Here is a 3,980-nt window from a genome sequence, read left to right on the forward strand (position 1 = left end):
GCGTGCCAGCGTCGCCCGGCTCGCGCTTGGGCGCCAATCGTTCATGCGGGGCCGGTTTCCTCGGGCCGTGCGCGGTCGTCAGCCTTCGTTGGCGCGGGAGACGTATTCGCCCTTGCGGGTGTCGACCTTGAGCGTTTCGCCTTCTTCGATGAACAGCGGCACGCGTACCACGGCCCCGGTTTCCAGCGTGGCCGGCTTGCCGCCGCCGCCGGAGGTGTCACCACGTACACCCGGATCGGTTTCGGTCACGGTCAGGGTGACGAAGTTCGGCGGCTCGACCTGCAGCGGCGTGCCGTTCCAGAGCGTCACGCTGCAGGTGTCCTGTGCCTTGAGCCACTTGGTCGCGTCGCCCACCGCGGCTTCGCCGGCCTGATACTGCTCGAAGGTGTTCGGCTCCATGAAGTGCCAGAACTCGCCGTCGTGGTAGAGATACTGCAAATCCACGTCCATGACGTCGGCGGCTTCGACGCTGTCGCCCGACTTGAAAGTGCGCTCGATCACGCGGTTGGTCTTGAGGTTGCGGATCTTGACGCGGTTGAACGCCTGGCCCTTGCCGGGTTTGACGAACTCGTTCTCGACGATGGCACAGGGATCGCCATCGAGAATGATCTTGAGCCCGCCCTTGAACTGGTTGGTATTAAAGGTCGCCATAAAAGCTTGTCTGGTTGGTTGAAAACCGCACGCCAAAAAAGGCGCGCCCGGTTGGCGCGGCGCGGACGGCGTTCTACACTGACTGCCATGCATCACGCCAGCGTCGAGCCCCTGCGCGCGCCTGCCCGAAAGCGCGCCAGTCTATCGCAAACCGGTCATGGCTGGCAGCAGGCCATGCGCGAGTCGGTCACCGATATCCATACCCTGCTCGATCTGCTCGCGCTCGACGACACCGCACGCGCTGCGTTCGCCCACGTACGCACCGGCTTCCCGCTGCGTGTGCCTCGCAGTTATATCGCGCGCATGCGCCGTGGCGATATCAACGACCCGCTGCTACGCCAGGTTCTGCCCGTCGAGGCCGAGAACGCCGATGTCGCCGGTTTCTCCATGGACGCCGTGGGCGATCACGCCAGCGCTCTGGGCGATGGCGTACTGCATAAATACCACGGCCGTGCGCTGCTGGTGACCACGGGCGCCTGCGCGGTCCACTGTCGCTACTGCTTCCGACGCCATTTCGACTATGCGAACCAGCACGCAGGCGCCCGTCAGGGCGACGCCGCGCTTGCCCATATCGCAGCCGATAAGAGCATCAACGAAGTCATTCTGTCCGGGGGCGATCCGCTATCGCTGAGCAATGCCCGGCTCGAGGCGCTGGGCGAATCGCTGGACACGATCGACCATGTCAGCCGGATTCGTATTCATACCCGCACCGCGGTGGTATTGCCCGAACGCATCGATGCCGGCCTGATCGACTGGGTGGCCCGACGCCGCCAGCAATGCGTGATCGTCATCCATGCCAACCATGCCCAGGAGCTCGACGACGATGTCGCCGCGCGCCTGGCAGCGCTGCGCGAGGCCGGCGCAACGCTGCTCAATCAGGCGGTTCTGCTCAAGAACGTCAACGATGATGTCGATACATTGATAGAACTCAGTGAACGGCTCTTTGCACTGGGCGTAATGCCGTACTATCTGCACATGCTCGACCGAGTTGCCGGCAGCGCCCATTTCGAAGTGGCCGATGCGCAGGCACTCGCGCTCATCAACCGTGTGGCCGCGCGCCTGCCCGGCTATCTGGTGCCCCGGTTGGCACGGGAGAGTGCTGGCGATGCGGCCAAGCAGGTATTGGGCCACGATGCCGGCGCGAGCAGCGCGCATAGGCGATGATCTCAAGGGGGAAGGATTGAACCAGCACACAACGGCCTCACAGCCCGGTACCGGGGTTGGCAAGACCCTGGCGATCCTCGCGGTCACGGCGGACGACACGGTCTTCGAGCGCGTGCGTGACGTGCTCGAAGACAGCGACGATCCGGTAGACCTGGTTCGCGCCGAGGACCCGACACAGCTGGGCGAGCAAGACGCCATATCCGGCGTTGCCGTGGTTGCCCTGCACTGCCATGCCGATGATTCGCGCGCACGCCGCGAGCTTGGGCTCGTACACGGCCTGGCCGGCGTCGCGCCGATCCTGGTGCTCGACAACGCCGATGCGGGCGTCGACGCCAGCACCGCGCGCGAGGACGGCGCCTGGGATATGGTCGCGACGGCCGATCGCGAGCTGCTGCGCCTGCGCCTGCGCCAGGCCCTGGAAGTCGGACGTGTGCGTGTCGAGCTGCAAGACGCCGCACAGCGCCTGAACCAGACGCAGCGCCGCCTCGACGTGCTGCTCAGCCACGGGCAGGACGCCCGCGCGACCCTCGTTGGCCAGCGCGTGGCCGAGCCCAGCCCAGCCTTCGCGCGCCTGATCGGCGTCAAGGATATCGAAAGCGCGCGCGGCATCGATCTGCTCGATCGCGTGGCGCCACACGATCGCAGCCGCTTCTCCGAGGCACTCGACCAGGTCGCCACCCAGCAGTCGGATGCATCGCTGGTATTCGACCTGACCACCCACCTCAATCATCGCCAGAGCGTACGCGCCTTGCTGACCCCGGGCGTCGCCGAAAAAAGCGACGAGCGGCGAACCAACGTGGTGCTGCAACTGGTCGACAGTGAAAACGGCGCCGGCGACGGCAGCCGCGGGCCGGCGCTCGACGGGCGCATGGCCCTGCACTCGGTGCTGTCGCAGACCGTCAGCCGAGCCAAGGAATACGTGCTGGGTATGGTTTTTGTGGCCGTCGACGAGGTGGCCGGGCTGCAGGATCAGTACGGCCTCGCCGAAAGCGATCTGCTGCTGCAGGAAGTCGGGCTCTACCTCATCCAGGCCCTGCGCGGCGAAGATCGCGTATTCCGGTTTGCTGCCGGCGAATACGTAATGATCGTCGAACGGCATTCCGCAAACGAAATCGAGGAATTCGCCCAGAGCCTGCAAGGCGCGTTGGCCGAGGAAGCGTTCGGCGACGAACATCAGAGCGCTGCGCTGACCGCCAGTCTGGCCTACTGTGTGCTATCCGGCGGCTCCTCGCAGAACGACGCCCATCTGCAGCGGCTGATGAACGCCGCCTACGAACTACGCGAGCAAGGTGGCAACGCCTGCCGCAAATGCACGGTCGACAGCCCCGCCGATGCCAGCGCCGGCGCGCATGACGTCTGGGTACAGCGCCTGCGCGACGGGCTCGACCAGGATCGCTTCAGCCTTGCCTATCAGGGTGTCACCAGCCTTGCGGGCGATAGCCAGCCTTACTTCGACGTGCTGCTGCGCTATGTGGACGACCGCGGTGCGCTCGTGCGCCCGGGCGAATTCCTGCCCGCCGCCGAGCACGCGCAAATGATGCCGGATATCGACCGCTGGGTCGTACAGCGGGCCATCGACGTTATCTGGCAGCAAAAAGCCAAGAACACCGAAATCATCCTGTTCGTGAAACTCTCGCCCGCCACGATCGAAGCGGGCGACGCCTTCACCGAGTGGCTGGCCCAGGCGATCGAGCAGCGGTCGATTGACCCGAGCGCGCTGATTTTCAGCTTTCGCGAAGACGACGTCCGCAGCAATAGCCGGGCAAGCGGGCAGCTCGCACAGGCCCTGGCCGACGCCGGTTATCGGGTCGCGCTGACCCACTACGGCAGCACGCCGAAAGCCGTCCAGATACTCGACCGGATGCCGGCCCACTTCATCAAGCTTGCGCCGGACTTTGCGCGCCAGATTCTCGGCCGCGAACAGGACGAGCGGCTTGCCCATATCATTGCCAGTGCGCGCGAGCGCGGAATCCCGCTGATCGCCGAACAGATCGAGGACGCCAACAGCATGGCGCGCCTCTGGCAAGCCGGCATCAACTACGTGCAGGGTCACTTCATCCAGGAGCCCGACACCGAGGCGCTGGCCGACGACACGGCCGCGCCCACGCTGTAGGGAACCTCTGATCTATTCATCCACGGTCGCGTTTGAGTCCCAAAAGGCCGCG

The 3,980-nt window shown here is 65.3% G+C and carries 3 protein-coding genes; 2 read left to right on the forward strand and 1 reads right to left on the reverse strand.

Going from position 1 to position 3,980, the window contains the following annotated elements:
* Positions 1 to 78: 78 nt before the first annotated feature.
* Positions 79 to 651 carry an elongation factor P gene (efp, locus tag ABNU97_RS17375; RefSeq protein ID WP_348767925.1) on the reverse strand — a complete coding sequence of 191 codons (573 nt, stop codon included), beginning with the start codon at positions 649 to 651 and terminating at the stop codon, positions 79 to 81.
* Positions 652 to 738: 87 nt separating this feature from the next.
* Between efp and epmB the strand changes: the two genes are divergently transcribed.
* Positions 739 to 1,815 carry an EF-P beta-lysylation protein EpmB gene (epmB, locus tag ABNU97_RS17380; protein ID WP_348767926.1) on the forward strand — a complete coding sequence of 359 codons (1,077 nt, stop codon included), beginning with the start codon at positions 739 to 741 and terminating at the stop codon, positions 1,813 to 1,815.
* Between the two features lie 16 nt (positions 1,816 to 1,831).
* Complete coding sequence (locus ABNU97_RS17385; protein ID WP_348767927.1) at positions 1,832 to 3,928, forward strand: GGDEF domain-containing phosphodiesterase; 2,097 nt, start codon at positions 1,832 to 1,834, stop codon at positions 3,926 to 3,928.
* Positions 3,929 to 3,980 lie beyond the last annotated feature (52 nt).

It is taken from the genome of uncultured Salinisphaera sp., from assembly GCF_964012375.1.
Lineage (GTDB): Bacteria > Pseudomonadota > Gammaproteobacteria > Nevskiales > Salinisphaeraceae > Salinisphaera.